At 65.4% G+C, this 23,223-nt stretch carries 21 protein-coding genes; 14 read left to right on the top strand and 7 right to left on the bottom strand.

Annotated features, from left to right (window positions below; translation table 11 throughout):
* The first annotated feature begins 3 nt into the window (after window positions 1-3).
* The 14 genes from fabG to gabT all read left to right on the top strand — a co-directional run bounded on the left by fabG (window position 4) and on the right by gabT (window position 14,453).
* On the top strand, window positions 4-750 hold the full coding sequence (gene fabG, locus KQH53_16350; GenBank protein ID MCB2228253.1) for a 3-oxoacyl-ACP reductase FabG: 747 nt from the start codon (window positions 4-6) through the stop codon (window positions 748-750).
* Between the two features lie 23 nt (window positions 751-773).
* The gene (locus tag KQH53_16345; GenBank protein MCB2228252.1) at window positions 774-2,510 is read left to right on the top strand and encodes a hypothetical protein; all 1,737 of its coding nucleotides are present in this window, start codon (window positions 774-776) and stop codon (window positions 2,508-2,510) included.
* A 157-nt stretch (window positions 2,511-2,667) separates the two neighbouring features.
* Window positions 2,668-4,416: a sigma 54-interacting transcriptional regulator gene (locus KQH53_16340; protein ID MCB2228251.1), complete on the top strand. Its 1,749-nt coding sequence runs from the start codon at window positions 2,668-2,670 to the stop codon at window positions 4,414-4,416.
* Between the two features lie 234 nt (window positions 4,417-4,650).
* Window positions 4,651-5,121, top strand: a complete 471-nt coding sequence (locus tag KQH53_16335; protein MCB2228250.1) for a pyridoxamine 5'-phosphate oxidase family protein — start codon at window positions 4,651-4,653, stop codon at window positions 5,119-5,121.
* Window positions 5,122-5,157: 36 nt separating this feature from the next.
* Complete coding sequence (locus tag KQH53_16330) at window positions 5,158-5,427, top strand: hypothetical protein (protein MCB2228249.1); 270 nt, start codon at window positions 5,158-5,160, stop codon at window positions 5,425-5,427.
* 25 nt (window positions 5,428-5,452) lie between these two features.
* Complete coding sequence (locus KQH53_16325; protein ID MCB2228248.1) at window positions 5,453-6,718, top strand: ArgE/DapE family deacylase; 1,266 nt, start codon at window positions 5,453-5,455, stop codon at window positions 6,716-6,718.
* Between the two features lie 96 nt (window positions 6,719-6,814).
* Window positions 6,815-8,038 carry an ABC transporter substrate-binding protein gene (locus KQH53_16320; GenBank protein MCB2228247.1) on the top strand — a complete coding sequence of 408 codons (1,224 nt, stop codon included), beginning with the start codon at window positions 6,815-6,817 and terminating at the stop codon, window positions 8,036-8,038.
* 156 nt (window positions 8,039-8,194) lie between these two features.
* On the top strand, window positions 8,195-9,037 hold the full coding sequence (locus tag KQH53_16315) for a branched-chain amino acid ABC transporter permease (GenBank protein MCB2228246.1): 843 nt from the start codon (window positions 8,195-8,197) through the stop codon (window positions 9,035-9,037).
* The gene (locus KQH53_16310; GenBank protein MCB2228245.1) at window positions 9,037-10,008 is read left to right on the top strand and encodes a branched-chain amino acid ABC transporter permease; all 972 of its coding nucleotides are present in this window, start codon (window positions 9,037-9,039) and stop codon (window positions 10,006-10,008) included. Before KQH53_16315 ends, KQH53_16310 begins: the two co-directional genes overlap by 1 nt.
* A gap of 3 nt (window positions 10,009-10,011) precedes the next feature.
* Window positions 10,012-10,791: an ABC transporter ATP-binding protein gene (locus KQH53_16305; protein ID MCB2228244.1), complete on the top strand. Its 780-nt coding sequence runs from the start codon at window positions 10,012-10,014 to the stop codon at window positions 10,789-10,791.
* Window positions 10,784-11,491, top strand: coding sequence for an ABC transporter ATP-binding protein (locus tag KQH53_16300; GenBank protein MCB2228243.1), 708 nt, complete (start codon window positions 10,784-10,786; stop codon window positions 11,489-11,491). Before KQH53_16305 ends, KQH53_16300 begins: the two co-directional genes overlap by 8 nt.
* A gap of 19 nt (window positions 11,492-11,510) precedes the next feature.
* The gene (locus KQH53_16295; protein ID MCB2228242.1) at window positions 11,511-12,674 is read left to right on the top strand and encodes a M20/M25/M40 family metallo-hydrolase; all 1,164 of its coding nucleotides are present in this window, start codon (window positions 11,511-11,513) and stop codon (window positions 12,672-12,674) included.
* Window positions 12,671-13,096: a nuclear transport factor 2 family protein gene (locus KQH53_16290; GenBank protein ID MCB2228241.1), complete on the top strand. Its 426-nt coding sequence runs from the start codon at window positions 12,671-12,673 to the stop codon at window positions 13,094-13,096. Before KQH53_16295 ends, KQH53_16290 begins: the two co-directional genes overlap by 4 nt.
* Window positions 13,097-13,154: 58 nt before the next feature.
* Window positions 13,155-14,453 (top strand): 4-aminobutyrate--2-oxoglutarate transaminase, encoded by a 1,299-nt coding sequence (gene gabT / locus KQH53_16285; GenBank protein ID MCB2228240.1) that lies wholly within the window; start codon window positions 13,155-13,157, stop codon window positions 14,451-14,453.
* 160 nt (window positions 14,454-14,613) lie between these two features.
* Here gabT and xsc read toward each other — a convergent pair whose 3' ends face one another.
* From xsc to KQH53_16250, 7 genes are all read right to left on the bottom strand, one after another.
* Window positions 14,614-16,344: a sulfoacetaldehyde acetyltransferase gene (gene xsc, locus KQH53_16280; protein ID MCB2228239.1), complete on the bottom strand. Its 1,731-nt coding sequence runs from the start codon at window positions 16,342-16,344 to the stop codon at window positions 14,614-14,616.
* Between the two features lie 64 nt (window positions 16,345-16,408).
* Window positions 16,409-17,617: an acetate kinase gene (locus KQH53_16275; GenBank protein ID MCB2228238.1), complete on the bottom strand. Its 1,209-nt coding sequence runs from the start codon at window positions 17,615-17,617 to the stop codon at window positions 16,409-16,411.
* A gap of 31 nt (window positions 17,618-17,648) precedes the next feature.
* Window positions 17,649-19,319, bottom strand: a complete 1,671-nt coding sequence (locus KQH53_16270; protein MCB2228237.1) for a thiamine pyrophosphate-binding protein — start codon at window positions 19,317-19,319, stop codon at window positions 17,649-17,651.
* A gap of 136 nt (window positions 19,320-19,455) precedes the next feature.
* Window positions 19,456-20,130 carry a GntR family transcriptional regulator gene (locus KQH53_16265; GenBank protein ID MCB2228236.1) on the bottom strand — a complete coding sequence of 225 codons (675 nt, stop codon included), beginning with the start codon at window positions 20,128-20,130 and terminating at the stop codon, window positions 19,456-19,458.
* Between the two features lie 69 nt (window positions 20,131-20,199).
* Window positions 20,200-21,489, bottom strand: coding sequence for a TRAP transporter large permease (locus KQH53_16260; GenBank protein MCB2228235.1), 1,290 nt, complete (start codon window positions 21,487-21,489; stop codon window positions 20,200-20,202).
* A gap of 39 nt (window positions 21,490-21,528) precedes the next feature.
* Window positions 21,529-22,029, bottom strand: a complete 501-nt coding sequence (locus KQH53_16255) for a TRAP transporter small permease (protein ID MCB2228234.1) — start codon at window positions 22,027-22,029, stop codon at window positions 21,529-21,531.
* 78 nt (window positions 22,030-22,107) lie between these two features.
* Window positions 22,108-23,181 carry a TRAP transporter substrate-binding protein gene (locus tag KQH53_16250; GenBank protein ID MCB2228233.1) on the bottom strand — a complete coding sequence of 358 codons (1,074 nt, stop codon included), beginning with the start codon at window positions 23,179-23,181 and terminating at the stop codon, window positions 22,108-22,110.
* Window positions 23,182-23,223 lie beyond the last annotated feature (42 nt).

The following is a 23,223-nucleotide window of genomic DNA, read 5'->3' as shown; positions in this document are numbered from 1 at the left end:
GGAGTGAACGAGGTGCAAGACCGCATCGCCTTGGTAACCGGCGCGGGGCGCGGCATCGGGCGGGCCATCGCCCTGGAGCTGGCCGCAAAGGGAGCCCACGTGGCCGTGGCCGACATCGACCGAGACATCGCCCGCCAGACCGCCGAGGAGGTGACCGCCCTGGGCCGCAAGGGCCTGGCCCTCAACATGGACGTGGCCGACGAGGACAGCATCGAGAGCGCGGCCTCCCAGGCGGCGCAGCACTTCGGCGGCCTGGACATCTGGGTGAACAACGCGGGCCTGGGCAGCCGGGCCATGCTCGCCGAGATGACCGCCGAGCAGTGGGACAAGGTGCTCAGCGTGAACCTGCGCGGGGCTTTCATCGGCACCCGGGCGGCGGCGCGCCTGATGATCCCGCGCAACTGGGGCCGCATCATCAACATCTCCTCGCGGGCGGGCAAGGGCGGCTCCTACGGGCACTGCTCCTATGCCTCGTCCAAGGCGGGCATGATCGGCCTGACCAAAAGCACCGCCCGCGAGCTGGGGCAATACAACATCACCGCCAACGCCATCCTGCCTGGGTTCATCGCCACCGAGCTGACCGCCAAGCTGGACGCGGGCATCATGAAGCCCGAGCAGGTGGTGCTGGGCCGGCCGGGCAAGCCCGAAGACGTGGCCCACGCGGCGGCCTTTTTAGCCTCGGACGAGGCGGAGTGGATCACCGGCATCACTTTGGAAGTAACCGGCGGCACCGGCATGTTCGCCGGTTGATGCAACCCGAGAGGAACAACGCCATGAGCAGCGAGCAGAAAAGACAATCTCAAACCATGGACTTCGCCGGCACCGTAGCCGACGCCCTGGCCGAGGGCCTGGTGCGCCACGGGGTAAAACAGATGTTCGGCCAGAGCCTGCCCAGCGCCTTGCACCTTGCCGCCAAGCGGCACAACATCCGCCAGGCCTGGTACCGCACCGAGAACATGGGCGGGGCCATGGCCGACGGCTTTGCCCGCATCTCGGGCCAGGCCGGAGTGGTCACCGCCCAGAACGGCCCGGCCGCCACCCTGCTGGTGCCGCCCCTGGCCGAGGCGCTCAAGGCCTCGGTGCCGGTGGTGGCCCTGGTGCAAGAGGTGGCCCTCACCCAGACCGACAAGAACGCCTTCCAGGAGTATGACCATCTGGCCCTGTTCGGGGCCTGCACCAAATGGGTCCGCCGCCTGGAGCAGGCCTCCCGGGTGGACGACTATCTGGACATGGCCTTCCGCGCGGCCACCAGCGGCCGCCCCGGCCCGGCGGCCCTGCTGTTGCCCGCGGACCTGCTGGTGGCCCCGCGCCAGGCCGGACCCATGGACCGCGCCCACGACCTGAGCCGCTTCCCCCTGATGCGCACCGCGCCGGACCCGGCCCTGTTGGCCCAGGCTGCCGAGATGCTGGCCAAGGCCGAGAGGCCCCTGATCATCGCGGGCGGCGGGGTGCACCTCTCCGGGGCAACCGCCGAGCTGGCCGCCTTGCAGGAGGCCGCCTGCCTGCCCGTGGCCACCACGGTAATGGGCAAGGGATCAGTGGACGAGCGCCACCCCCTCAGCCTGGGCGTGGCGGGCTATTTCATGGGCACAGGCGGCATGGCCAAGTTCCAGCGGGAGTTGGTGACCCAAGCGGACGTGATCCTCTTGATCGGCAGCCGCACCAACCAGAACGGCACGGACTCCTGGTCGCTCTACCCCACAGATGCCAAGTACATCCACATCGACGCGGACCCCATGGAGATCGGGCGCAACTACGAGGCCCTGCCCCTGCTGGGCGACGCCAAGCTGGCCCTGGCCCAGCTCAAAGCCGCCATGGAGGGCATGGACCTTTCGGCCCGCCGGGCGGCCCGCCCTGCCCTGGAAGAGAAGATTGCCGAGGGCAAGATCCGCCATGCGGAGGAGGCAGCCCCCCGCCTTGCCTCGGACCAGGAGCCCATCCGGCCCGAGCGCCTCATGGGCGAGCTGAACCAGTGGCTCACCCCGGAGACCATCGTGGTGGCCGACGCCAGCTACTCCTCCATCTGGACCGTCAACTACCTCACCAGCCTTAAGGCCGGCATGCGCTTCCTCACCCCGCGCGGCCTGGCCGGTCTGGGCTGGGGCCTGCCCATGGCCATGGGCGCCAAGATCGCCCGGCCCGAAGCGCCGGTGGTGTGCCTGGTGGGCGACGGCGGCTTCGGCCACTGTTGGTCCGAGATGGAGGCGGCCAAGCGCATGGGCCTGGACCTCACGGTGATGGTGCTCAATAACTCGGTGCTGGGCTATCAGGTGCACGCGGAGAACGTTAAGTTCGGCGACCACACCGACGCCATATACATGAGCAGCGTGGACCACGCCGCCGTGGCCCGGGCCTGTGGGTGCAACGGGGTGCGGGTCAGCGACCCGGGCCAGCTGGCCGAGGCCCTGGACCAGGCCATTAGCGAGCCGGGCCTGAGCCTCATCGACATCCTCACCGACCCGGCGGCCCACCCGCCCATCAGCATGTTCGAGGACAAGTGGACCTTCTAGGGCCTGGCGAAAGCCGTTCCCGCAAAAATTCGGGTCGGGGCCTCACGCCCCGGCCCGGAGCTTTGAGGGCGGCGGGGGCGCGCCGGCTATGGCATGTCAGCGAGCATGAAGTATGCTAAAGATTCAGTAGTGGCGTTTATACCCGGCGGAGCCTCGTATGCTCTTGGACTTTGACCAAATAGCCCCCTTGCGCCAACTCCTGGAGTCGGCGCACAACGGCGTGGTGGTGGTGGACCGCGACGGGTTCATCGTGGTCTACAACCAGGCGGCGCGCACCCTGGCCGGCTTCACCCTCGAGGACGTGATGGGCCGCCACCTGGGCGAGCTGAGCACCGAGGCCTGGGCCGACATGCGCCGGATCATCGCCAGCGGCCAGCCCCAGGTGGGGCGCAAGGTGCGCCTAACCGAAAGCACCATCATCGCCAACCGCACCGCCATCCGCGACGGCGGCGAGATTATCGGGGTGCTCAGCATCTTCCAGGATGTGTCGGAGTACGAGAGCCTGGCCGACCAATTGGCCGCCTACAAGGAGCTTTCCGAGCAACTGGACGTGATCATCGAGTCCTCGCACGACGGCCTGTGGATCAGCGATGCGGTGGGCAAGGTGATCAAGGTCAACGCGGCCTCGGCCAAGGGCACCGGGCTCGGGGCCGACAAGCTGGTGGGGCGCAATGTGGAGAACCTGGTGGCCGAGGGCTTTTTCGACCGCTCGGCCACCCTGGAGGTGCTGGCCAGCCGGGCTCCGGTCACCTTTGTGCAGAACCAGCGCGACGGCGGCCAGTGCTTGGTCACTGGAACCCCGGTGTTCAACGACGAAGGCGAGGTGCGCCTGGTGGTGATCAACGCCCGCGACCTCACCGAGCTCAACCGCCTGCAAGCCGAGCTGGAGGAGAGCCGCCTGCTCACCCAGCAGTACCGCAGTGAGCTCTCCTTGATTCATCTGCACCAAGACCTGGCCTCCCAGGTGATCATGCGCGCTCCGGTGATGATGCGCGCCTTTGACACCGCCATGCGGGTGGCCCAGGTGGACTCCAGCGTGCTCCTGGCCGGGGAGTCCGGGGTGGGCAAGGGGCTGTTCGCCAAGCTGATCCACGAGGCCTCCCCCCGCAAGGAAGGGCCCCTGGTACGGGTGGACTGCGGCGGCATCCCGGCCAACCTCATCGAGGCCGAGCTTTTCGGCTATGAGCGCGGCGCCTTCACCGGAGCGCTGGAGAGCGGCAAGCTGGGCTACTTCGAGCTGGCCCAGGGGGGCACCCTGCTTTTGGACGAGGTGGGTGAGCTGCCGCTGAGCGTGCAGGCCAAGCTGCTCCGGTTCCTGGAGGACAACGAGGTGGTGCGGGTGGGCTCCACCACCCCCCGGCGCATCGACGTGCGCATCATCGCGGCCACCAACCGCGACCTGGACCGCATGGTGGCCGAGCACCAGTTCCGCCAAGACCTCTACTTCCGCCTCAAGGTGGTGCCCTTGCACCTGCCCCCCCTGCGGGAGCGGGGCGAGGACGTCCCCCTGCTGGTGCATCACTTCCTCAAGCAGTTCAATGCCAAGTGCGCCACGGACAAGGTCCTTTCTCCCGCGGCCCTGGAAGCCCTGTGCCGCTACCCCTACCCGGGCAACGTGCGTGAGCTGGCCAACCTCCTGGAGCAACTGGTGGTGCTGGCCCCCGGCGAGGTGGTGGACCTGGCCGACCTGCCGGCCGGAGTGCGCCGGGCCGGCGGGGAGCAGACAGCGCGGGAGGGCGAGGACCAGTGGAACTTGCCCCAGGCGGTGCAGCGCCTGGAGCAGGAGCTGATCGCCAAGGCCATCCGGGTTTTCGGCAGCCAGCGGGAGGCGGCCCGCCACCTGGGCATCAACCACAGCACCATCTCCCGCAAGGCCAAAAAGCCGCCCCAAAGCATTGTTGAATAATCGCAACGCGGTGCAATAGGGCAACGACATAAATAGACATCTATTTCCGGGCGGTTGTGCTGATAATCTACATTTTTGATACTATTTTTGTTGCGCCACCGCACCGCCGAATCATTCCTAACTAAAATATAAGCTATCATATCAACGACTTGCGCCCTGGCACAGTGGTTGCTTTGAACTAACCCCGTCTCCTTTGAACATCACCACCGAAACTTGCCACTCCAGGAGTCAGCCATGACCCGCGAGATGCGCCGTAAAGACCGGGCCGCCACCCCAGAGCAAACCCAGGAAATCCTTGCCAAAGGCGACTACGGGGTGCTCTGTACCACCTCAGCCGAGGGTCAGCCCTACGGCACTCCCCTGCACTACTGTCTCTTGGAGGGCAGCCTCTACTTCCACTGCGGCCTTAGCGGCCAAAAGCTGGACAATCTGGCGGCCAACGACAGGGTCTCATTCGTGGTGGTCAACCGCTGCGAGGTGATGCCCGACGAGTTCGCAACGCTCTATGAGAGCGCGGTGGTGTTCGGCCAGTGCCTGGAGGTGGAGGGAGCGGAGAAGCAGACCGCCTTGGAAGGCCTGCTGGACAAATACAGCCCGGAGTTCCGCGCCGAGGGCCTGGAGTACACCGCCAAGGTCTACGACAAGGCGCGGGTCTACAAGATCGCCATGGAGTCGGTCAGCGGCAAGGCCCGCAACGCCCGCTAGGCGTTTTAGCTCAGGCCCGGACCGAGAGAGCACCATTTGAGCCTCTTGTGGAACATAGTGGACACCCTGGAGCCCGGCCCGGACCACGCCCAGATCGTGATCGGCGTGCCCGGCGGCCCGGGACTGGCCAAGCGCCTGGAGCAACTCGGCCCCTGGCTGGCCCGCGAGCTGGCTGAACGCGGTGAACCCGGCGCCGGGGCCGAGGCGGTCCTGGTGGTGGCCACCACCAACCGCGACCTGGACGAGGTGCGGCGGCGCACCGGGGCCGAGATGTTGCTGCCTCCCGGCGGTCCGGTTGAGTTTTGACATGAAGACACCAACGGAGAGAATCATGCAAAAAGCCGAGGAAGCCCTGCTCGAGGCGGTTGGGCGGCTTAGTGACGACATCGTGGACTTCGCCGCCCGCTTGGTGGCCGAGCCCAGCACCCTGGGCAACGAGGCCTCGGTGCTCCAGGTCATGGAACAGGAGATGGTCAAGCTGGGGCTGACTCCCCAAAAGGTGGAGATTGACCCCGAGGCTCTGGCATCCCATCCCGGCTTCGGGCCGGTGCCCTGGAGCTACGAGGGCCGCTACAATGTGGTGGCCGTGCGCCCCGCGGACGCCGAAGGCGGCAAGAGCGCGCTTTTCAACGGCCACCTGGACGTGGTGAGCCCGGAGCCTCTGGGCCGCTGGGAGCGCGACCCCTTCGACCCCCTGGTCAAGGACGGCTGGCTCTACGGCCGGGGCGCCTCGGACATGAAGGGCGGCGTGGCCGCCATGACCTATGCCCTGGCCGCGGTTCAAAAGGCCGGGCTGGGCCTGGCCGCGCCGGTAACCCTGGAGGGGGTGATCGAGGAAGAGTGCACCGGCAACGGGGCCCTGGCCTGCGTGCTGGCCGGTTACGACGCCGACGCGGTGCTGATCCCCGAGCCTCTGGGCCAGTCCATCCTCACCAGCCAGGTGGGAGTGTGCTGGTTCAAGGTCAGCCTGGGCGGGGTGCCCATCCACGTGCTGGACACCCACGGCGGGGTCAACGCCATTGAGAAGTGCTATTCGCTCATCCAGGCCCTCAGGGGGCTGGAAGAGGAACTGAACGTGGGGTCCCATCCCGGCTTGCCGGAGATTAAGCACCCGGCCAACTTCAACATCGGCATAATCAACGGCGGCGACTGGCCCTCCACCGTGCCCGCCAAGGCTGAGTTCCATTGCCGCCAGGGCTTCCTGCCGGGCACAAGCTTCGAGGAGGTCCGGAGCAAGGTGGAGCAGACCATCGCCCGGGCCGCGGCCTCCGATCCCTGGCTGGCCTCCAACCCGCCCCAGGTGGAGTTCTACGGCTTCCGTTCCCTGGGCCACCAGATTCCCCGGGACCAGCCGGCCTTCAACCTGATCAGCGAGTTGAAGACCGAGCTGACCGGCAGTCCGGCCGAAGCGGCGTTTTCCACCGCCACCACCGACCTCAGGGCCTTTGTGCACTACGGCAAGGGCCAGGCCACCTGCTACGGCCCGGAGGGGGAAAACATGCACGCCGACAACGAGCGGGTGAATATCGAGAGTATCATGCATACCGCGAAACTTTACGCCCTGTTCCTGGCGCGCTGGTGCAAGACGGTGGAGTAAGAGGAAGCGGACCAAGACCCTTTGCCATTGGCGAACCGCGGCCGTGGGGGTAGGCCCCAATGCGGTCGTCCATCATCTCCAAGGAGGAAATTGATCGTGAAAAAATTGAGTCTTGCGATATTGGCCTTGGCCCTTTGCCTGGGCGTGATCATGGCTGGGCCGGCCTCGGCGGCCGACCCCATCAAGGTGGGCATTCTGGGCCCCTTCACCGGTCCCCTGGCTCACAACGCCAGTGAGATGAAAATGGGCATGCTCCTGGCCCTGGACAAGGTCAACGCCGGCGGCGGCATCAACGGCCGTCCGGTGGAGCTTATCTTCGCCGACACCTCCTGCAAGCCGGCCAACGGTGTGGCCGCGGTGAAAAAACTGCTCACCCGGGACGAGGTCCTGGTGGTGGGCGGCGGTTACTGCTCCTCGGTTAACATCGCCACCAGCGAGATCTGCCAGTTCGAGAAGACCCCAAACGCGGTGGGCATCGCCATCAGCCCCACCATCACCAACCGCGGCTATGAGTATGTCTTCCGCACCTGCAACGAGAGCAGCCAGGCCATCGCGGGCAGCATAGCATGGCTCAAGGAGGTGAAGCGGCCCAAGACAGTGGCCTTCTTCATGGAGAACTCCGACTACGGCCGCGACGCCCAGAAGATCTGGGAAGAGGTCTGCAAGAAAGAGGGCTTCAAGATTCTGGGCAGCTACTACTTCGAGATCGGCGACAGCGACTTCACCACCCAGATCTCCAACCTCAAGAAGCTCAACCCCGAGCTGGTGTTCAACATCGCCTCCACCACCGAGGCGGCCCTGATCCAGAAGCAGGCCAAGGAGCTCAACTACGTGACCCAGTGGATGGGCGCTGGCGGCCATTTCACCCAGGCCTACTTCAAGATGACCGGCTCGGTGAGCGAGTACGCCATGGGCTGCAGCATGGAGCCCACCAAGAGCATGAAGGACCCCCTCGTCGCGGTCTTCGTCAAGGAATATGAGAAGAAGTTCCCCGGCTCGCGTCCGGGCATCTTCTCCAGCCAGGGCTATGACAACCTGATGGTCATCGCCGACGCCATCAAGCGGGCCGGCAAGCTGGGCGACGATCTGCAGGAGAACCGCGACAAGGTGCGCGACGCCCTCAAGACCACCAACATGACCCTGACCCAGGGCAACATCAAGTTCGGCAAAAATGGCCAGGTGCACGCCCTGCTGGCTCCGGTGCTGCAGGTCAAGCTGAACAAGGCTTGCCAGCCGGACACCGAAGTGGTTTTCCCGTTGGACAAGGCCGCGGCCAAGTACGAAGTGCCCAAGCCCTGGTCCGAACGCCGCTGCAAGTAAGCTCCCAATCCGCCGGATACTGTGACCGGCGGTAAATATAAGCAGGGGGACGGGGTTCGCCCCGTCCCCTCCTCTCCCCCCCGGGGAGCGGGTCCAGGCCATCATTCGACTGGTAGAGCAATGGAATCACTTTTTTTACAACAAGTGGCCAACGGCTTGATTGTGGGCAGTGTCTACAGCCTGATCGCCGTGGGCCTGACCATGATCTTCGGGGTGATGCGCGTCAGCAACTTCGCCCACGGGGACTTCGCCATGGTGGGCGCCTACATCGCCGTTTTCGTCCTGGCCTGGATGCCGGGCTGGATGGGTTGGGTGGGCTCGCTTCTGGCCGCTTTGGCCGGGGTGGGTGTCTTGGGCGTGTTGGTGGAGCGGGGCGTGTTCCGCCCCCTCATGACCCGCTGGACCGACCTGGACCAGATCATGGTCTCCATCGGCCTGTTCATCGTCATGGAGAACCTGGCCCAGCTATTTTTCGGGGCCACCCCGCGCATGTTGCCCGACCCCTTCCACGGGGCCACGGCCGACCTCGGGCTGTTCTCCACCAGCATGATGCGCCTGTTGTGCCTCGCCATGTCGCTGGGCATCATCATCCTGCTGCAGATATACCTCAACCGGGCCCGCATGGGCGTGGCCATCCAAGCCACGGCCCAGAACCGCAAGGCGGCCCAGTTGATGGGCATTAACATCAATTTGATCTACGCGGTCACCTTCGCCCTGGGCAGCGCCCTGGCCGGCCTGGGCGGAGTGCTCTACGGCACCATCTTTGCCATCTATCCCACCATGGGCGCGGTGCCCACCCTCAAGGCCTTCGTGGTCACCATCCTGGGCGGCATGGGCAACATCCGGGGAGCCATATTCAGCGGTTTCATCCTGGGCGTGGCCGAGTCCCTGGGCGGGGCCTACATCTCCATGCAATATAAGAACGCCATCGGTTTCGTCATCCTCATCCTTGTGCTTCTGATAATCCCCCACGGCCTGTTCGGAAGGAGCGAGGAATGATGGACGGCAAGCAAAAATTCCTGGCGGTGGCGGGCATGGCCCTGTGCGTGGCCCTGCCTCTGATCATCACCGACCGCTACATTCAGCACCTGCTGGTGATGTCGCTGATCTTCGTGATCTTCTCCTCAAGCTGGAACCTGATCACCGGCTACGCCGGCCAACTCAACATGGGGCACGCCGCCTTCTTCGGCATCGGGGCCTACACCTCGGCCCTGCTGGCCATCAAGCTGGGGGTGTCGCCCTGGATCGGAATGTTCCTGGGCGGGGGACTGGCCGGGGCAGCCGGCTTCCTGCTGGGCATCCCCGCCTTGCGCCTGTCCGGGCCGTATTTGGCCATCACCACCATCGGCTTCGCCGAGATATTGCGCCTGGTGGCCATGAACTGGGTCGGCCTGACCCGGGGCTCCCTGGGCCTCTACGGCATCCCGCCCCTGCCCGGCTTTTGGGGCATCCGCTTCACCAGCGAGCTGACCTTTTACTACGTGGCCCTGGCCGCGACGGCTTGGGCCCTGTTCTGCTTCCGCCGCCTTACCCGCAGCGAGTTCGGCCTGAGCCTGCAGGCCATGCGCGAGGACGAAACCGGGGCCCAGAGCATCGGCATAAGCACCAACAGCTACAAGCTCACCGTGTTCACCATCAGCGCCTTTTTCGGCGGCTTCGCCGGGGCCCTGCTGGCGCACTACCAGCGCCTGATCAGCCCGGATCTGCTCTCCCTGGGCGAGACCTTCCAGGCCCTGACCATGACCATGATCGGCGGCCTGGGTACTCTCACCGGCCCGGTGCTGGGCGCGGTGCTGCTCACCTTCCTGTCCGAGGGCCTGCGCTTCGTGGAGGACATAGTGAAGATGGACGTGCGCCTGATCATCTACGGCGCCTTGCTCATCGTGACCATCCTGTTCATGCGCGGCGGCATCGTGGGCATTTGGGACCGCTGGCGCGAACGGCGCGGCTCTAACGGAGAGGAGGCTTAAGCCATGGCGCTACTGGAAACCCAGCACGTCACCAAGAACTTCGGCGGCCTCACCGCCTTGCAGGACGTAAGCTTCACCCTCAACGAGGGCGAGGTCATGGGGCTCATCGGGCCCAACGGGGCGGGCAAGACCACCCTGATCAACATCCTCTCCGGGGCCTTCCACCCCAGCGAGGGCAAGGTCATCTACCAGGGCGAGGACATCTCGCGGCTCAAGGCCAGCCAGGTCAACGTCAAGGGCATCGCCCGCACCTTCCAGGTGGTGCGCATCTTCAAGCGGCTCACCGTCTTGGAGAATGTGCTCACCGCCATGGTGGACCGGGGCAAGGACGGCCCTTGGAGTCTGGTGTGGGGCTCCTTCTTCCGGCGGGCCTGCGCCTTCAACCAGGACAAGGAAGCCTGCGCCACGGCCGAGGGCCTCTTGGCCTCGGTGGGGCTATTAAAGTACCGCGACGAGCGGGCCGAGAACCTGCCCTACGCCATGAGCAAGCGCCTGGAGATCGCCCGGGCTCTGGCCACCCGGCCCAAGCTGCTCTTGTTGGACGAGCCCAGCAGCGGGCTCAACCCGGCCGAGCAAAACGAGCAAATCAAGATCATCCGACAGATAAACGAGCAGGGCATCACCATCCTGATCATTGAGCACGTGATGAAGGTGATCATGGACATCTCCCACCGCCTGATCGTGTTGCACTACGGCGAGAAGCTGGCCGAGGGCGAGCCCAAGGAGGTCTACTCCGATCCCCTGGTGGTGGAAGCCTATCTAGGAGGTGAAGCCAATGCTTAAGGTGGAGAACCTCACCGTGGCTTACGGCAAGGCCAAGGCTTTGCACGGCGTGTCCATGGAAATCAAGGAAGGCGAGCTGGTCACCCTGCTCGGCTCCAACGGGGCGGGCAAGTCGACCCTGTTGAAAACCATCAGCGGGCTGCTCAAGCCCACCGGCGGAACCATCTCCTTCATGGGCAAGAAGATCAGCGGTATGCCCTCGCACAAGGTCGTGCAGATGGGGGTGGTGCAGGCGCCGGAAGGCCGCGAGGTCTTCCCCAACCTGTCGGTGAAGGACAACCTGCGCATGGGCGCCTTCACCCGCAGCGACGAAAAGGCGGTGGATCGGGACATGGAGTTCGTGTTCGAGCTCTTCCCGCGCCTGGCTGAGCGCAAGAACCAGGAGGCCGGCACCATGAGCGGCGGCGAGGCCCAGATGCTGGCCATCGCCCGCTCGATCCTCTCCGGCCCCAAGCTGCTCATGCTCGACGAGCCCAGCCTGGGCCTGGCCCCGGTGGTGCGCGAGGACATCTTCCACGTGGTGCGCCAGATCTACCAGGAGCGCAAGGTGACGATTCTCCTGGTGGAGCAAAACGCCAAGTGGGCCCTGAGCGTGGCCAGCCGGGCCTACATCATGGAGAACGGGAAGATCGCCATGGAGGACGAGGGCGCCAAGCTGGCCGAGAACGAGCACGTGCAGCGGGCTTATCTGGGCTATTAGCGACAAGGAAGAAGACACCATGCGCGAGATAGAGGCAGCGGTGGACCCGGGCCGCGTGGCCGCCCTGACCCAGAAGCTCATCCAGACCCCCAGCCTGAGCCTGGAGGAGGCGGCCATCGCCGAGGTGGTGGAAGCCCGCATGCGCGAGCTGGGCTATGACCAAGTGCACCGCGACGCCATGCACAACGTGGTGGGCATCATCAAGGGCTCGGGCAGCGGCCCCAGCCTGATGTTCAACGGCCACATCGACCACGCCGGGGTGGGCTCCATGGAAGAGCCCTTTTCCGGCGAGGTGGTCGACGGCGCGCCCTTTGGCCACGAGGGTCCGGTGATCTACGGACGCGGGGCCAGCGACATGAAGGCCGCCGTGGCCTGCATGATCGAGGCGGGCGGCGTGGTCAAGGCCCTGGGCCTGCCTCTGACGGGCGATCTCTTGGTCACCTGCGTGGCCCGCGAGGAGATGGCCCGGGGCGAAGGCATCAAGGCGGTCTTGGACGCGGGCTTCCGCGCCGACTTCGCGGTGAGCGGCGAGGCCACCAACCTGGGGGTCTATTTGGGCCACCGGGGCAAGGCCGAACTGGCCGTGACCACCCTGGGCAAGACCACCCACGGCGGTAACCCGGCCGGGGGCATCAACGCCATCCTCAAGATGACCGCCTATCTGCGGGCCCTGGAGCAAGGCTATCCCCTGCCCTCCCACGACTTCCTGGGCGACGCCACCTGGACCGTCCTGGATATCGAGGCCTCGCCCGGCGCCCTGACCCCCATCGTGCCCGACCGCTGCCGCGCGGTGATCGACCGCCGCTTCCTGCCCCGCGAGAGCCAGGATGACATCGTGGCGAGCTTCTCGGAGTTCATCGAGCGCCTGGCCGCCACGGACCCGGAGTTCAAGGCCGAGGTGGAGCTCTTGAAGTGGTTCCCGGCCATGTTCACCCCGCCCGAGAGCCCGGTGGTCATGGCCATGCAGCGCGCTCGCGAGGCGGTGCTGGGCGCTCCGGCCGAGCCCGGGGCCTGGTACTTCGGGGTGGACGGCACCTTCATCAATCAGGCGGGCATCCCCTGCGTGGGCTTCGGGCCGGGCGACGAGCACCTGGCCCACACCCCCCGCGACGTGGTGCCCGTGGACCATCTGGCCCCGGCCTGCCGGGTGTACGCCAGGATGGTGGCGGAGATGTGCCTATGAGCCAGGCACCCGACGCGCCCGCGCCCTGCATGACTATTGAGCAGGCCCGGACCATGATCGCCGGGCTGGTGGAGGCCTTCCACGCAAAGGACGTGGAGCGCCTGGCCGACGGCTGGCGCGAGGACATCGTGATCCGTTTCGCGGACCACCCGGAAATCCGGGGCAAGGCCGCGGCCAAAGAGTGGTTGGCCGCGCGCTTCGCCCGGCAAAAGGACTACAAGCTGGTCAAGAGCTTCCAGGCCCTGACCGGCGACATTATCGGCGACATGTGGACCGGCCAGTGGACCGACGCCCAGACCGGCCGCGCGATGCGCGGCAAGGGCATGGAGTTCCTGACCATGATCGACGGCAAGATCGCTCTGTGGGAGGGGGTGTTCAATGCCTGGCCCGAGGGCGAGGCGGGCGCGGTGCCCATCACCTAAGCCTGAATTGGCCACGATTTTTGGGGACGGCGCGGCCGCCCCGCAAGGAGACAGCGCAATGAGCGCGGCGGATATCACCAACAGAAGGCAGCAAGCGGTTCCCCGTGGCGTGGGCAACGTAACCCCCATCGTGATGGCCAAGGCCGAGGGCGCCCTGGTCTGGGATCCGGAAGGCAACCAGTACATCGACTTCGCCGGGGGCATCGGGGTAAACAACATCGGCCACCGGCACCCCAAGGTGGTGGCGGCCATCAAGGAACAGGCCGACCAATACCTGCACGGCTGCTTCCACGTTTCCATGTACGAGCCCTACGTGGCCCTGGCCGAGAAGATCAACGCCATCGCCCCTGTGGCGGGCGAGACCAAGACCATGTTCGGCAACTCCGGGGCCGAGGCGGTGGAGAACGCGGTGAAGATCGCGCGCTACGCCACCGGCAAGCCCGCCGTGGTCTGCTTCGACGGCGCCTTCCACGGCCGCACCACCTTGACCATGGCCCTGACCAGCAAGGTGATGCCCTACAAGTACAAGCTGGGCGCCCATATGCCCGGCATCTACCGGGCGCACTATCCCTATTGCTACCGCTGTCCCTGGGGCAAGGAGTACCCCTCCTGCGGATTGCACTGCGGCTCGGCCTATTTCGAGGAGTTCTTCAAGTACCACGTGAACCCCGACGAGGTGGCGGCGATCATCCTGGAGCCGATCCTGGGCGAGGGCGGCTTCATCGTGCCGCCGATCGAATACATGCAGCAGCTCAGGCAGCTCTGCGATGACAAGGGAATCGTGCTCATCGCCGACGAGGTGCAGACCGGCGTCGGCCGTACCGGCAAGATGTTTGCCATGAACCACTTCGGGGTCGAGGCGGACATCGTGACCATGGCCAAGAGCCTGGGCGGGGGCATGCCCCTGAGCGCCATCTGCGGCAAGGCCGAGCTGATGGACAGCGTGCATCCCGGCGGCCTGGGCGGCACCTACGGCGGCAACCCGGTTTCCTGCGCGGCGGCCCTGGCCGTGTTGGAGGTGGTCGAGAGCGAGGGCATCCTGGCCAAGGCCGAGGCCCTGGGCCAAAAGGCCAAGCAGGCCCTGGACGCCCTGCAAGAGCGCTTCCCCATCATCGGCGAGGTGCGCGGCCTGGGGCCCATGCTGGCCATGGAGCTGGTGAGCGATCCCAAGACCAAGCAGCCCGCGCCCGAGCTGGCCAAGAAGCTCACCGCCTATTGCCACGCCCACGGCCTGTTGGTCTTGGACTGCGGCACCCTGGGCAACAACGTGCGCACCCTCATGCCCCTGGTCATCACCGACGAGCAGCTACAGCAGGGCATGGACACCATCGCGGCCGGCCTGGAGGCCATTCTCTAGACCCACCGCTGGGCGGGCGCGGCAGCCAGCGGACCGGCGGCCGCGCCGCCGAGCACCAAGGGGCTTGGTCCTTCGGGACCAGGCCCTTTCTATTGCCTGAGAGGCCCGTGGCCAGGCCCCGAAGGGCCCGGCCACGGTTTGTCGGAGGAGGGAGGGAGGGCTAGACGTTGAGGTGCTTGTACTTGGGTAGCAGGTTGAAGGCGGGCTTGAGGGCGTCCCGGCGGAAGGGCTCGGCCAGAACCTTCTCGCCGCCTTCCAGGATGGCGTTGATCACCACCGGCTTGCCGCAGGCGATGGCCTCCTTCATGGCGTCGCCCACCTGGTCGGGATGGTCCAGCTTCATGCCCACCGCGCCCATGTCCTCGGCCAGCTTGGCGTAGTCCGGGTTGGTGGGCAGGTTGGCGCCCACGAAGCGGTTGTCGTAGTAGTCGATCTGGTTCTTCTTCTCCGCGCCCCACTCGAAGTTGTTGGCCACGATGGCGATCACCGGGATGTTCTCGCGCACCGCGGTCATCACCTCGGACAGGCCGCTGATGCCGTAGGCGCCGTCACCTTGGAAGGCGATCACCGGGGCGTCGGGCGACACGATCTTGGCACCCAGGGCCGCGCCGTAGGCGAAGCCGCAGTTGCCCCAGGACAGGGCGCTGATGTGCTGGCGCACCCCGTTGAACTTCAGGTAGCCGTTGATGATGGAGCTGTTGTTGCCGATGTCGGTGGCCACGATGGCGTTGTCCGGCAGGGCCTTGGTCCACTCGGCGTGGAAGCGGCGCGGATGCATGGGGGCCGACTGGTTGGAGGAGCTCCACTCGTCGAGCTCGGTGCCCCAGATTTCCTTTTCCTTGGCCACGTCGGCGGTGCGCTGGGCGTTGGGCTCCAGGTTGGGGGCCAGCTCCTTGATGCGCCCCACCAGCAGGCCGGTGAACTCCTTCACGTCGCCGCAGGAGTAAACGTCGGCCCGCTTGGCCAGGCCCAGCACGGCCACGTTGGTGTCGCACTGGATCAGCTTGGCGTCCTCGGGCCAGTAGGCGATGTCGTACTGGGGCAGCGTGCCGAAGGGGCCCAGGCGGGTGCCCAGGGCGATGACCACGTCCGCCTTGGCCAGGATACGCATGGCCGCCTTGGAACCGCAGTAGCCGATGGGGCCGCAGGACAGGGGGTGGCTGGCCGGGAAGGTGTCGTTGTGCAGGTAGCTGTTAACCACCGGCGCGCTGAGATACTCGGCCAGGGCGGTCACCTCGGCCAGGGCGTCGGCCTGGCTCACGCCGCCGCCGGAGAGGATCACCGGGTACTTGGCCTTGAGGGCCAGCTCGGCCGCGGCCTCCAGGTCTTCCATGGAGCCGGCGCCGCGCTTGATCACCGGGGTGCGGTAGATATCGTCGGTCAGCTCGCCGTAGAAATAGTCGCGGGGGATGTTCAGGTGGGTGGGGCCGTTGAAGTTCTTGGCCATGTAGAAGGCGCGGCGGGCCAGCTCGGCCATGCGCTCGGGACGATTGACCCGCACCTGGTACACGGTCTGGGTCTCGAACATGGCCATCTGGTCCAGCTCCTGGAAGCCGCCGGTGCCCATGCCCATGCTGCCGGTCTCGGGCGCGATGGCCACCACCGGGCTATGGGCCCAATAGGCGGCGGTCATGGCCGAAACGAAGTTGGCCGCGCCGGGGCCGTTCTGGGCGATGCAGGCCTGGGGCAGGCCGGTCACGCGGGCCATGCCGTCGGCGGCGTGGGTGGCCGCCTGCTCGTGGGCCACGGGAATGAAGCGGATGCCGGCGTCGGGGAACAGGTCCAAGGCGTCCATGAAGGCGCTGCCCACGATGCCGAAAACATTCTTCACCCCCTCGGCGGCCATGGTTTCGACCAGGGCTTCGCTGGGGGTCATCTTTTGCTTGCTCATGCCATTTTCTCCTTGGATTTCATCGTTCCTATTTAAATCAGCCCGCGCGCGGGGGCGCGGTTGTTCAATCCGAATGGCTCACCAGCCGAAGCGCCTGCTCGGCGATGGCCAGCTCCTCGTTGGTGGGTATCACCAACACCTTTATCTTGGACGACGGGGCCGAGATCTCCCTGATCCCCTCCCCGCCGGCTTGGTTACGCTCGTCGTCCAGCTCCAGACCCAGGAACTCCAGGCCCGAGCAGGCCATGCGCCGCACGGTGGGCGAGTTTTCACCGATGCCCGCGGTGAACACCACCGTGTCCAGGCCGCCCAGGGCCGCGGCGTAGGCTCCCAGGTACTTCTTGATGCGGTAGGTAAAGGCCTCCAGGGCCAGCGTGGCCCTGCCCTGGCCCTGGGATGCGGCGCGCTCGATGTCGCGCAAATCGCCCGAGCCGAGGCCCGCCAAGGCCAGCAGGCCCGAGCGTTGGTTGAGCAGCTCACCGGCCTGGGCCGGGCTCAGGCCCTTGTGCTCTTGCAGGTAAAGCACCGCCGCCGGGTCCAGGTCTCCCGAGCGGGTGCCCATGATCAGGCCCTCCAGGGGCGTGAAGCCCATGCTGGTGTCCAGGGACACGCCGCCGGACACCGCGGCCATGGAGCAGCCGTTGCCCAAGTGGCAGGTGACCGCCTTGAGCTGCCCAGGCTCCACGCCCAGGTGGCGCGCCGCCTGGGAAAAGACGTAGGCGTGGCTGATGCCGTGAAAGCCGTAGCGCCGAAGCTTGTCCTGTTGGTACAGCTCCCAAGGCAGGGCGTAGATGAATGCGCGCACCGGCATGGCCGCGTGGAAGGCGGTGTCGAACACCGCCACCTGCTTGGCCTTGGGGAAGAGCTTTTCCGCCGCCTCGATGCCCGCCAGGTTGGGCGGATTGTGCAGGGGAGCCAGGGAGGCGTAGCGCCCGATGAGCTCCTTGATCTCCGGGGTGACCAGGGCGGGCCGGGTCATCTCCTCGCCGCCGTGCACCACGCGGTGGCCCACCACGGCCACGCCATTGAGGAGCGGGGCTCCGTCCGGGCCAGGCTGGTCCAGGGCCGAGGCCAGGGCGTAAAGGGCCTGGCTGGTGTGGGCCGCCTCCACCGGCAGGCTTTGCAGCGGGCCGCCATTCAGGCTGTAGTGCAGCGCGGGCGATTCCTGCCCGATGCGCTCCACCTGCCCCTTGGCCAACACCCGGAAGCCTTGGGTTTCGAAGCAGGTCAGCTTCAGCGAAGAGCTGCCCGCGTTGATAACCAGTGCCTTCATGCCTCGTGCGCCCTGCCCTGTCCTTTCGCTTCTAGAGAGCGTCGCCGTGGGCCGCCGGGGTGTAGCTGGCCGCGGGGTCAACCTTGGCCTCAACCACCACCGGGCCGCCGACCTTGTGGGCCTCGCGCAGGGCGTCCTCCAGGCCGGAGAAGCTGTCCACCCGCATGCCCACGGCCCCCAGTCCCTCGGCGGTCTTGGCGAAGTTCACCTCGCCGAAGTCCACCGCGATCTTCTTGGCGCCCATGTTGTCGCGCACCATGCCCAGGCCGCTGTTGTTGGACACCACGAACACCACCGGCACGTTGTGCTGCACGCAGGAAGCCACCACGTCGATGGTCATGAGGAATCCCCCGTCGCCGGCCAGGCAGGTGACGCGCTTTTCGGGCAGGGCCAGCTTGGCCGCCGCGGCCGCCGGTCCGCCCCAGCCCATGCCCCCCACGCCGCCGGGCACCAAAATGTGGTTGGGGCGGCGGATGCGCAGGCTGTTGGTGTTCCAGATGCGGTTGCTGCCCGCGTCCAGGGTGATCACGTCGTCCGGCCCCAGGAAGCGCTGCACCGCGGCCACCACGTCGGTGTGGTGCAGGGTGCCCGGCGCGGCGGGCAGGCGCGGCGGCTTATTATAGCCGGTTTCCTCGCGCACCTGGTCGATAAGCACCTGGCGGGCGGCTTTTTGCTCCGTGGGCAGCCCGGCATCCCGGAGGTAGGCCACCACATCCTTCACGTCGCCCTGGATGGCCAGGTCCACGGGATAGACCCAGCCCGCGTTGCGCGGATCTATGTCCACCTGCACGATCTTCTGATCTCCCGGGCGGATCATGTCCGGGTCGCGGAAGCGGGTGTAGTCCGGGCCCATGCTGGCCCCCAGGATTAGCACCAGGTCGGCCTTGCTCAGCATGCGGTTGGCGGTGCGGTTGCCCCAGGTGCCCAACATGCCGCAGGCCACGGGCGAAAGCTCGTCCACCGTGCCCTTGCCGTTGTAGGAGGTGACCACCGCCACGCCCAGCTGCTCGGCCAGGGCCTGCAAGTCGCCGCCCACCCGGGCGTCGTACACCCCCTGGCCCGACACGATCACCGGCTGCTTGGCTTCACCCAGCATCTGGGCCAGCTGCGCCAGGGCCTCGGGATCGGGCTTGGCCGGGCTGTAGCGCCAGTAGCCGTCCGGCGGGTAGAGCCGCGCCTTGAGGTTGGCGGGCATCTCCTGTTTTATGATGGTGGACTTCATGATCACCGCCGCCGGGCCCATGCGCGGGGTGGAGGCGTGCTTCCAGGCCATCTGGAAGCCGTACACCGCCGCCTCGGGCTCGGTGGCATAGGTGCAGTATTTGGTGATGGCCTTGAGGCTCTGCTGGATGTCCGCTCCGCCGTAGTCGCCGGTCATGGTCTGATAAACGCCGTGCTGGCCGAAACCGTCGTAGTCCGAGGTCTCGGTGAGCACCACCATGGGTGAGCCCGAGAACAGGGCCTCCAGGATGCCGAAGGAGCCGGTGGTGGAGACCCAGGGCCCCTGGCCCATGAACACGCCGGGCTTGCCGGTGAGGCGGCCGGTCACCTGGGCCATCACCGAGGCCACCTGCTCGCTGCGGGTGAGGAACACCTCCAGCTCGTCGCGGCGCTCGTAAAAGGCCGGAAGGGACCAGGTGATGCCTAGGCCGGGCAGGGTGAAGACCCGTTTGATCCCGGCTCTGATAATATTGTCGACCACAAATTCGTTGGTTTTTGTGGGTGCCGCGCTTAGCGGTGACATGGCCATGATTTGACTTGCTCCTGCTTTTATCAGGCCCGGTGGTCGCCGGGGGCCCGAAAATGCCCGGATGGGGTCGCCTAGGCGGCGCGCCGGGTCATCTGATGTTGTTCAAGAAATTGTCCCGTGCCTGATCAATGTGTTCGGTGACGAACCGCTCCAGCTCCGACGGCTTGGTCTTGGGATCGTCGAACATCTTCATGATCTTCTCGTGGTTGTCCAGATGGGGCTGCAAGCTGTCCTCATAGTGCGGGAAAACCCGGCGGTGGCGGAAGGAATGCAGCCGCATCATGCGCAGCAGGGCCGAGAGCAGACCCACGCCGCAGTTGTTGATAAAGATGTTGTGATACTTGGAGTGGGCCAGCCAGAAACTGTCGTGATCATGGTGCTCGGTGGCCACGCGCATCTGCTGGAGGGCCTTTCTAAGAGCCGCCCGGTCCACCTCGTCCATGTTCCCATAGGCGTACTTGGCGGCCAGGCCCTCCAGCGGAGCGCGCACGATGTAGTCTTCCTCGATGTCCTTCTTGGTGACGACCTTGACGATGGTCCCCTTGCGGGGAACGATATCCACCAGGCCCATCTTTTCCAGATCGCGGATGGCCTCGCGGATGGGCGAGCGGCTCACCCCGAACTTCTTTTGCAGGTCGCGCTCCACCAGCTTTTCCCCGCCGGCCAGATCGCCGTTGACGATGGCCTCCTTGAGGATGCTGGTGAGCTGCTGGCCTATGGCCTTGGGTGTGAAATCCATCTCGTCTATGAAACGCGCCGTCATTTGCCGCCTCTCCCTTGGCAATCTTCTTGCCCGCGGAAAGTTACCCCCCAGCGGTCGACATTTACACTATCAATTAGCAAATCCGAAGTACCTTGGGAAGAACATTGTTATTGCCGGGACATAGGTGACCAGGAACAGCACCGAAATCTCCGCGAGGAGGAATGGCATTATCCCTATGCTGACCCTGGTCAATGTCGTATTGCATATGCCGCAGACCGCGAAGAGCACAAGGCCGAAGGGCGGGGTGGCCAGGCCGATGGTCAGGTTGGTGCACATTATCAGGCCGAAGTGGATGGGGTCCACGCCCATCTGGTAGGCCACCGGAGCCATCAGGGGGCCCAGCACGATGATGGCGAAGCCCATGTCCAGGAACATGCCCACGATCAAGAGCATCGCGTTCACGATCAAGAGGAACATGTACTTGTCGTTGGTGATGGCCAGGAACATGGAGGCCACATGCTCGACCAGGTTGTAGTAGGTCACCAGCCAGCTGAAGCTTTTGGCGCAGGCCAAGAGGAACATGAGCATGGCCGTGGACTTCACGGTGTGCTTGAAGATGGGCACCAGATCCTTGAGCTTCAGGGTCCGGTAGTAGATGAAGCCCACCAGCAGGCCGTAGAGCACCGCAATGGCCGAGGCCTGGGTGGGGCTGAAGAAGCCGCCCAGGATGCCGCCCATGATGATCACCGGCATTAACAGGGCGGGCACGCCCCGAAGCACGGCGACGAGCAGGTTCTTCAGGCCGATGAAAGGCACCCGCTCGCCGTAGCCCTTGCGCACCGCCACGAAGTAGGCCGCGGCCATGAGGGCCAGGCCCACCAGGATGCCCGGCACCATGCCGCCCAGGAACAGCCCGGCGATGGATACGTTCATCACCGAGGCGTAGATGAGCATGGGGATGCTGGGCGGGATGATGGGCCCGATGACCGAGCTGGCGGCGGTGACCGCCGCGCTGTAGGTCTCGCCGTAGCCCTGCTTGTTCATGGCCGGGATCATGATCGAGCCGATGGCCACGGTGTCCGAGACCGCCGAACCGGTGATGCCCGCGAAGAGCATGCTGGCCACGATGTTGGTGTGGGCCAGGCCGCCGCGCATGAAGCCGACCATGGCCGAGGCCATGTTCATCAGCTTGTCGGTGATGTTGGCCCGGTTCATCACCTCGCCGGTCATGATGAAGAAGGGGATGGCCAGCAGCAGGGGGTCCTCCATGCTGGCCACCATCTTTTGGGGGATCTGCATGAACATGCGCGGATCCCCCATCTGGAAGTATACGAAGATGGTCGTGAGGGCCAGGCAGAAGGCTACCGGCACCCCGATGAGCATCATGGGGAAGAAGGTGGAAAAAATCAGGCTAACCATAACTTCGACCTTTCCTGCCGTGCCGGAGGGGTGCTCCGGCTACGCTCCCGGTTCTCTTTTCCTGGGGTCGGGCAGCACGTATGCGATGCTGGCCAGGCCCAGGATTACCCCGGAGACCGGGACCGCGATGTAGTACCAAAACAGGTTGATGTCCAAGTAAATGGATGACTGGGACTTGCCGACGAATTTAGCCAGCTGTACCCCGTATTCCACCATCACCCACACCAGAATCAGGGCCATGAGCGTGTGCAGGACCCTGAAGCCGTATTGAACCTTGTCCGGAAAGCGCTCGGTGAGAGTATCAACCCCGATGTGCCCGCCGTAACGCGCGATGATCCCCGCCCCCAGCAGGGACAACCAGACGAACAACAGGGTGTTGACCTCCTCGGTCCAGGGGATGGATTCACCCAGGAAGGTGTCGTAGAACATCCCCAAGGAGGTATTGAAAAGTAGCAGGCCACTCAAGATGATGACCACGGCGTAGGTTGCCTTCTCCAGGTAATCCAACACCGTGTGGTAGGCGGATAACACCTTTTGCATAACCAGGCTCCCGGTTGCAAGCCATGAATGAGGCGGCCGGTCCAGGGGCCGCCCCCCCGGACCGGCTGCCTGTTCAGCCTACTTGATGTTCAACTGGGTCTGCACATGTTGATCGATCTCCTGCTCGGCCTTCTTGGCGGCGGCAAAGATCTTGTCCACCCACATCTGGCCGTTGTCGCCGATCTTGCGCATGGTGATGTCCATGTAAGGCTTCTGCCCCAGCTTCTTGAACTGCTCGAGCTGGGCGTCGGTGGGGTAGTAGAACTTGCAGCCCCGCTTCTTGAGGGCCTCCACCACCGCGATCTCGCTGGCGTAGGAGTAGCCGTTCATCACCTGGCGGCAGAGGTCGGACGCCTGGAGGATGATCTTCTGGTGCTTGGCGGACAGGGAGCGGAAGAACTTCTCGTTGATCAGCAAGGGATGCAGGTTGTAGCTGTGGCGGCTCATGGTGATGTTGGGGCACACCTCATAGAGCTTGGCGTAGAACATGGAGTAGAGCTCGGTGTCGCAGCCCTTGGCCATGCCGGTCTGCAGGGCGGTGTAGAGCTCCTTCCAGGTCACGGTCACGGTGCGGGCGCCCCAGCCGCGGAACATGGCCAGCAGGCCGGGGTTCTCGGGCACGCGGATCTTCATGCCCTTCAGGTCGGCCGGGCTCTTGACGATCTTGCCCTTGGTGTAGAGGTTGCGGTAGCCGGCGCCCTCGGGCCAGATCAGCACGCGCAGGCCGGTGTTCTTGAGCACCAGCGCGGCCAGCTCGTCGCCTACCGGGCCGGACATGACCTTCCAGGCCACCTGATTGCTCTTGAACAGATAGGGAATCTGGGTGACCGCCACTTGAGGAGCGAAGGGCACCATGATGGAGGTGTACACGCCGGCCATCTGGATGACGCCGGTCTGGCACTGCTCGATCATGGCCCTGGTGCCGCCCAGGGAAGAGTTGGGGTGGATCTCGAAGGTGATCTCACCGTTCGTGGCCGACTCCACGTAGTTGGCAAAAGCCAGGATGCCGGCGGTGCGGCCGGCGCCGGGAATGCGCATTGCGCTTTCCGAGCCGTGGCCCAGACGGATCACGATGGGTTTGGCCGAGGCCAGGCCAGCCATGGCCACCACCATCAGCGCGGCCAGCATCACAGCGATAATAGACCGTTTCATGTAACTTCTCCTCCTTTGTTAACCCCGGTTGCTTGACGCAAC

It is taken from the genome of Desulfarculaceae bacterium, from assembly GCA_020444545.1.
GTDB lineage: Bacteria > Desulfobacterota > Desulfarculia > Desulfarculales > Desulfarculaceae > Desulfoferula.
Note: the sequence above shows the minus strand (reverse complement) of the source record. Positions and strands in the feature narration are given on the sequence as shown.

What these genes read in the sequence shown, in the direction of transcription:
- KQH53_16260 (MCB2228235.1), bottom strand. Translation starts at nt 21,489, where the DNA reads ATGGTTAGCCTGATTTTTTCCACCTTCTTCCCCATGATGCTCATCGGG.
- xsc (MCB2228239.1), bottom strand. Translation starts at nt 16,344, where the DNA reads ATGAGCAAGCAAAAGATGACCCCCAGCGAAGCCCTGGTCGAAACCATG.
- KQH53_16300 (MCB2228243.1), top strand. Translation starts at nt 10,784, where the DNA reads ATGCTTAAGGTGGAGAACCTCACCGTGGCTTACGGCAAGGCCAAGGCT.
- KQH53_16335 (MCB2228250.1), top strand. Translation starts at nt 4,651, where the DNA reads ATGACCCGCGAGATGCGCCGTAAAGACCGGGCCGCCACCCCAGAGCAA.
- gabT (MCB2228240.1), top strand. Translation starts at nt 13,155, where the DNA reads ATGAGCGCGGCGGATATCACCAACAGAAGGCAGCAAGCGGTTCCCCGT.
- KQH53_16250 (MCB2228233.1), bottom strand. Translation starts at nt 23,181, where the DNA reads ATGAAACGGTCTATTATCGCTGTGATGCTGGCCGCGCTGATGGTGGTG.
- KQH53_16295 (MCB2228242.1), top strand. Translation starts at nt 11,511, where the DNA reads ATGCGCGAGATAGAGGCAGCGGTGGACCCGGGCCGCGTGGCCGCCCTG.
- KQH53_16255 (MCB2228234.1), bottom strand. Translation starts at nt 22,029, where the DNA reads ATGCAAAAGGTGTTATCCGCCTACCACACGGTGTTGGATTACCTGGAG.
- KQH53_16275 (MCB2228238.1), bottom strand. Translation starts at nt 17,617, where the DNA reads ATGAAGGCACTGGTTATCAACGCGGGCAGCTCTTCGCTGAAGCTGACC.
- KQH53_16265 (MCB2228236.1), bottom strand. Translation starts at nt 20,130, where the DNA reads ATGACGGCGCGTTTCATAGACGAGATGGATTTCACACCCAAGGCCATA.
- KQH53_16345 (MCB2228252.1), top strand. Translation starts at nt 774, where the DNA reads ATGAGCAGCGAGCAGAAAAGACAATCTCAAACCATGGACTTCGCCGGC.
- KQH53_16290 (MCB2228241.1), top strand. Translation starts at nt 12,671, where the DNA reads ATGAGCCAGGCACCCGACGCGCCCGCGCCCTGCATGACTATTGAGCAG.
- KQH53_16305 (MCB2228244.1), top strand. Translation starts at nt 10,012, where the DNA reads ATGGCGCTACTGGAAACCCAGCACGTCACCAAGAACTTCGGCGGCCTC.
- KQH53_16325 (MCB2228248.1), top strand. Translation starts at nt 5,453, where the DNA reads ATGCAAAAAGCCGAGGAAGCCCTGCTCGAGGCGGTTGGGCGGCTTAGT.
- KQH53_16340 (MCB2228251.1), top strand. Translation starts at nt 2,668, where the DNA reads ATGCTCTTGGACTTTGACCAAATAGCCCCCTTGCGCCAACTCCTGGAG.
- KQH53_16310 (MCB2228245.1), top strand. Translation starts at nt 9,037, where the DNA reads ATGGACGGCAAGCAAAAATTCCTGGCGGTGGCGGGCATGGCCCTGTGC.